Origin of the sequence: Limimaricola litoreus, assembly GCF_024159025.1 — a bacterium.
Lineage (GTDB): Bacteria > Pseudomonadota > Alphaproteobacteria > Rhodobacterales > Rhodobacteraceae > Limimaricola > Limimaricola litoreus.
Genome location: NZ_JAMYXC010000106.1, coordinates 1 through 5,347, shown reverse-complemented (window position 1 = coordinate 5,347; position 5,347 = coordinate 1). Strand labels below are relative to the sequence as shown.

Below are 5,347 nucleotides of genomic sequence, written 5' to 3'. Positions count from 1 at the left end.
CTCACCGGCGGCTGCGAGGGCGGGCAGGGCGGCGGGCAGGTCCTGTCGGGTGCGCGCGGCAGGCTGGCCGCGGCGCTGGTCGATCTCGGCCCGGGCCTGGGCGACGTGGCGCTGCGCTGCTGTTGCTATCTCGAGGGGATGGAGGTGCTGGAGCGGCGCATGGGCTGGTCGGCGCGCTCGGGCAAGATCGTGCTGCGCATCGCGCTGCAGCGGCTGCGCCGGCATTACGACGCCATGTCGGGCGGCGACATGATCGGCTGAGACGCGAAACGGCGGCGGGTTGCCCCGCCGCCGCCCATCGCCTCAAAGCGTCAGCCGATCACTCGGCGGCGTGGCTGGTATCGACGCCCGCGTTCTCGGTCTTGGCGTGGCGCAGCGCCTCGCGCACGCCGTCGCCGTAAGCCTGATCGACCTTGTCGAAATGCTCCAGCTGGCGATCGACGATCTCCTGCGGCACGCCGGTCATCGCGGTCGCGATGTTCGAGAAGAGGCGGCTCTTCTGGCCCTCGTCGAACATCTGGAACAGCGCGCGCGGCTGGCTGTAGTGATCGGCCTCCGAGCGGAAATCGTAGCGACCCACCTCGCCTTCGTAGCGGTGCGGCGGCTCCTTGACGCTCGGGTCTTCGACCGGCCCGCCGAAGCTGTTGGGCTCGTAATAGGCGTCGGGGTTGGTGCGCAGGCCCATCGGCATCTCGCCATCGCGGTGGTAGTGGTGCACCGGGCATTTCGGCTTGTTGACCTCGAGCGCGTCGTAATGCGTGCCGATCCGGTAGCGATGCGCGTCCGGATAGGAGAACAGCCGCCCCTGCAGCATCTTGTCGGGCGAGAAGCCGATGCCAGGCACCACGTTCGACGGGTTGAAGGCCGACTGCTCGATCTCGGCGAAGTAGTTCTCGGCGTTGCGGTTGAGCTCCATCTCGCCGACTTTGATCAGCGGGTAGTCGCCATGCGGCCAGACCTTGGTGAGGTCGAAGGCCGACCAGCCGGTCTTCTTCTCGAACTCGATCGCCTCCATCTCGGGCATCACCTGGATGTACATGTCCCATTTCGGGAAATGCCCGTTCGCGATGGTGCCGAACAGCGCCTCCTGGTAGGTCTCGCGGCTCTTGCCGATGACCTGCACCGCCTCGTCATTGGTGAAGTGCTTGTGGCCCTGCCGGGTCTTGAAATGGAACTTGACCCAGAACCGCTCGCCCGCGTCGTTCCACAGCGAGAAGGTGTGGCTGCCATAGCCGTTCATGTGCATCGGCGTCTGCGGCAGGCCGCGGTCCGACATCAGGATCGTCACCTGGTGCAGCGATTCCGGGCAGAGCGACCAGAAGTCCCACATCGCGGTGGCCGAGCGCAGGTTGGTGCGCGGGTGGCGCTTCTGGGTGTGGATGAAATCCGGAAACTTGTAGGGATCGGCCACGAAGAAGACGGGGGTGTTGTTGCCCACGAGGTCCCAGTTGCCTTCCTCGGTGTAGAACTTGAGCGCGAAGCCGCGCACGTCGCGCTCGGCATCCGCGGCACCCTGTTCGCCGGCCACGGTCGAGAAACGCGCGAGCATCTTGGTCTCGGCGCCGGGTTTGAACACGGCGGCGCGGGAATACTTGGTGATGTCCTCGGTCACGCGCAGGGTGCCATAGGCGCCCCAGCCCTTGGCGTGGACCACGCGCTCGGGGATGCGCTCGCGGTTCTGATGCGCGAGCTTCTCGATCAGCTGGTAATCCTCGAGCAGCACGGGGCCGCGCGGGCCCACGGTCTTGGCGTTCTGGTTGTCGGCGACGGGCGCGCCGGCGGATGTCGTCAGGCGGGGGCGATCGGTCATGGCTGTCCTCCGGGGGTTGGCTTTGGACAGGACTATGGCGCGCAGCGGCCAAAAGGCAAAATCGGATTTTCTGGCCATTCCCATAAGGCAGGCTTATGGATAGGGCATGACACCATCACTCAAACAGTTGCGCTATTTCGTGGCGCTGGCCGAAACCGGCGGCTTTGGCCGCGCCGCCGAGACGGTCTTCGTCACGCAGCCGGCGCTGAGCCAGCAGATCCGCGAGTTGGAGACCATTCTCGGCGTCGTCCTCGTGGAGCGGCTGCCGCGCGGCATAAGGCTGACGCGGGCCGGGCGCGAGGTGCTGGAGCGGGCGCGGCGCATCCTGTCGGAGGTCGCCGATCTGGAGCGCGCGGCGCGGCTGTCGCGCGGGCTGACGGGGCGGCTCAGGCTCGGGGTGATCCCGACCGTGGCACCCTATCTTCTGCCCGGCGCGCTGACGCGGCTGCGCGCGCAGGATCTCACGCTCGACATCCGGGTGCGCGAGGCGCAGACCGAAATACTGCTCGACGATCTTGAGGCGGGGCGGGTGGACGCGGTGGTCGCCGCGCTGCCGCTGCCGGGCGCGGGGCTGGCGGTGGAGCCGCTCATCGAGGACCGCTTCGTGCTGGCGGGCACGCAGGCGCGGCTGGCGAGCTGGTCGCAGGGGACAGAGGCACGGCACCCGGCGGAATTGGCACCCGACCAGCTCTTGCTGCTCGACGAGGGCCATTGTCTTGCCGATCAGGCGCTTGAGGTCTGCGGGCTGAGGGAGCGCGGGCGCGTCGATCTGGGGGCGTCGTCGCTGGCCACGCTGGCGGGGCTGGTGGCCGAGGGCTTCGGGCTGACGCTGCTGCCCGAGATCGCGCTGAGGGCCGAGACGGCGGCGGCGCCGGGTCTGTCCTTGATGCGCTTTGCGGCACCCGAGCCCGCGCGCGAGCTGGCGCTGGTGCATCGGGCGGGCGGCGAGGAAGGCTGGGCCGCGCCATTGGCCGCGCTCCTGCGCGATGCGGGGGCCGAGCTTCTGAACTCGGCCCGCGCGGTCTGTCCCTAGGGGATCAGGATCGGATCAGGCGGCCTGCTCGCGGTTCGCCGCTTCGAGCCATTCGAGCACGCTCTCGGGCGAGGAGACGCCGTAGGGGTCCTCGGGGTGGTTGTCGCACAGGCCCGGCTCCTCGAACCATGCCTCGACGCGGCCGTCGTTGATGACGGCGGCATAGCGCCAGGAGCGCAGGCCGAAGCCCAGGTTGTCCTTGCGCACCAGCATGCCGGCACGGCGGGTGAACTCACCGGAGCCGTCGGGGATGACCTCGACGTTCTCGAGGTTCTGCGCGCGGGCCCACTGGTTCATCACGAAGGCGTCGTTGACCGACATGCAGTAGATCGCGTCGACCCCCTGTGCGCGGAAGGCTTCGATGTTCTTCTCGAAGCCGGGCAGCTGGTAGGTCGAGCAGGTGGGCGTGAAGGCGCCGGGCAGGGAGAAGAGCACCACGCGCTTGCCCGCGAAATAGGAGGCGGTGTCGCGCTCTTCCCAGCGGAAGGGGTTGGGGCCGTCGATGCTTTCGTCGCGCACGCGGGTGCGGAAGGTCACGTCGGGAATACGGGCGCCGGGCTGCATGGGGCATGCTCCTGTCTGTCTGATCGATGGGTTCGGGGCGTCACTTAGGAAATCGGGCGCGGCTCCGCAATGCTGCGATGCGGCAGATCGCCATTCCGCCGGGGATGCATGGCGGGGTTGCAGCAGGCGCGCTCCGCCCGGCCCCTGCCGCGTTGCGCCCATGGCCTGCGGGGCCTATGTATCGGTGAGGCCAAGAGGAAAGGCATGACCGTGCGCGACCTGAAGATCCCCGGCGACCGCCACCCCGAAAAGGCGCGCCGCGCCGACAGCGCGCCGCAGCCCAAGAAGCCCGACTGGATCCGCGTCAAGGCGCCGACCTCCGAGGGCTACAAGGCGACGCGCGACATCATGCGCGAGCACAAGCTCGTCACTGTCTGCGAGGAGGCGGGCTGCCCCAATGTCGGGGAATGCTGGAGCCAGGGCCACGCCACCATGATGATCATGGGCGAGATCTGCACCCGCGGCTGCACCTTTTGCAACGTGGCGACGGGCCGGCCCGACACGCTCGACGTGTTCGAGCCGGGGCGCGTCGCCGATGCGGTCAAGAAGCTCGGGCTCAATCACGTGGTGATCACCTCCGTCGACCGCGACGATGTCGACGATGGCGGGGCCGAGCATTTCGCCCAGACGATCCGCGCCGTGCGGCGCCAGTCGCCCGGCACCACGATCGAGATCCTGACGCCCGACTTTCTCAAGGCCAAGCCCGGTGCGCTCGAAGTGGTGGTCGCGGCCAAGCCGGACGTGTTCAACCATAACCTCGAGACCGTGCCCGGCCTCTACCCCGAGGTGCGCCCCGGCGCGCGCTATTTCCACAGCCTGCGTTTGTTGCAGCGGGTCAAGGAGCTCGACCCGTCGATGTTCACCAAATCGGGCATCATGGTGGGCCTCGGCGAGGACAAGCAGGGCGTGCATCAGGTCATGGACGACATGCGCGCCGCCGACATCGATTTCCTGACCATCGGCCAGTACCTGCAGCCCACCGCCAAGCATCACGCGGTGGACCGTTTCGTCACGCCCGAGGAGTTCGCGAGCTATGAGAAGGCAGCGCGCGGCAAGGGCTTTCTGATGGTCTCCGCCACGCCGCTGACGCGGTCGTCCTACCACGCGGGCGACGATTTCGCGCAGCTGCGCGCGGCACGGCTGGCCCGTCTGGGCGCCTGATCCGTTTCATCTTTCTGCAAATACGCAAATCCGCCGTCGGTCACTCGGCCGGCGGCACCGCCTTGAGATAGGCGGCGATCGCCATGCGGTCCTCCTCCGGCAGCTTCGCCATTTCCTCGACCACCAGAGCCATCTCGCCCCCGGCGGTATCGAAATCGGGGGTGAAGCCGGTTTCCAGGTAATAGGCGATGTCCGCCTCGGACCAGTCGAGCCCGGCGGGGGTGATGTCAGGAATGCGCCCTTCGCCCGAGGGGTTGGGCGCGCCAGACAGCCAGCGCGCGTGATCGAGCCCGCCCAGAGGCCCGCGCGGCGTGTGGCATTCGCCGCAATGGGCCAGCGCCTCGGCGATGTAGCGCCCGCGCTCCGCTGCCTCGGACAGCTCTCCTTGCACGACCCAGCCCTCGTCGAGGTTCAGAAGTTTCCACAGCCCGACGCCGCGCCGGATCGAAAAGGGAAACGGCACGTCATGGGGCAGGCTCTCGGCATCGGAGGGCGGCAGGCTGCGCAGATGCGCCACCAGATCGCGCATGTCCTGCGGATCGGCGCGGTCATAGGCGGCATAGGGCAGGGCGGGATAGTAATGCGCGCCCGAGGGTGAGACGCCGCGCATCACCGCATCCATGATCTCGGCGTCCGACCAGTCGCCCACGCCCTGCGGCGAGGGCGAGATGTTGGGCGCGTGAAAGGTGCCGAAGGGCGAGGCGAAAGCCCGCCCGCCCGCGAGCACCGGCGCCGCGCCGATTTCGGCCTCGGGCGCCACGTGGCAGGCGGCGCAGCCC

6 protein-coding genes are annotated in these 5,347 nt (G+C 68.3%); 3 read left to right on the top strand and 3 right to left on the bottom strand.

The window, feature by feature from the left end:
* On the top strand, positions 1 to 261 hold a 261-nt coding region (locus NHG85_RS07000), incomplete at its 5' end, for a DUF6456 domain-containing protein (protein ID WP_253331060.1).
* 58 nt (positions 262 to 319) lie between these two features.
* Here the strand turns inward: NHG85_RS07000 and NHG85_RS06995 are convergent.
* Positions 320 to 1,810 carry a catalase gene (locus NHG85_RS06995; RefSeq protein ID WP_253331059.1) on the bottom strand — a complete coding sequence of 497 codons (1,491 nt, stop codon included), beginning with the start codon at positions 1,808 to 1,810 and terminating at the stop codon, positions 320 to 322.
* 106 nt (positions 1,811 to 1,916) lie between these two features.
* Between NHG85_RS06995 and NHG85_RS06990 the strand changes: the two genes are divergently transcribed.
* Positions 1,917 to 2,843: a LysR substrate-binding domain-containing protein gene (locus tag NHG85_RS06990; protein WP_253331057.1), complete on the top strand. Its 927-nt coding sequence runs from the start codon at positions 1,917 to 1,919 to the stop codon at positions 2,841 to 2,843.
* A gap of 15 nt (positions 2,844 to 2,858) precedes the next feature.
* Here NHG85_RS06990 and NHG85_RS06985 read toward each other — a convergent pair whose 3' ends face one another.
* Entirely contained in the window at positions 2,859 to 3,407 is a 549-nt protein-coding gene (locus NHG85_RS06985; RefSeq protein ID WP_253331055.1) for a peroxiredoxin, read from the bottom strand.
* A gap of 204 nt (positions 3,408 to 3,611) precedes the next feature.
* Here NHG85_RS06985 and lipA point away from each other — a divergent pair, with 204 nt between their 5' ends.
* Positions 3,612 to 4,568 carry a lipoyl synthase gene (lipA, locus tag NHG85_RS06980; protein WP_253331053.1) on the top strand — a complete coding sequence of 319 codons (957 nt, stop codon included), beginning with the start codon at positions 3,612 to 3,614 and terminating at the stop codon, positions 4,566 to 4,568.
* Between the two features lie 40 nt (positions 4,569 to 4,608).
* On the opposite strand, the gene NHG85_RS06975 is transcribed toward lipA, so the two are convergent.
* A partial coding sequence (locus NHG85_RS06975; RefSeq protein WP_253331051.1) for a cytochrome c occupies positions 4,609 to 5,347 on the bottom strand: 739 nt, incomplete at its 5' end.

Bases quoted from the DNA above. Each gene is read 5' to 3' on its own strand.
- NHG85_RS06995 (WP_253331059.1), bottom strand. From the start codon at position 1,810: ATGACCGATCGCCCCCGCCTGACGACATCCGCCGGCGCGCCCGTCGCC.
- NHG85_RS06990 (WP_253331057.1), top strand. From the start codon at position 1,917: ATGACACCATCACTCAAACAGTTGCGCTATTTCGTGGCGCTGGCCGAA.
- NHG85_RS06985 (WP_253331055.1), bottom strand. From the start codon at position 3,407: ATGCAGCCCGGCGCCCGTATTCCCGACGTGACCTTCCGCACCCGCGTG.
- lipA (WP_253331053.1), top strand. From the start codon at position 3,612: ATGACCGTGCGCGACCTGAAGATCCCCGGCGACCGCCACCCCGAAAAG.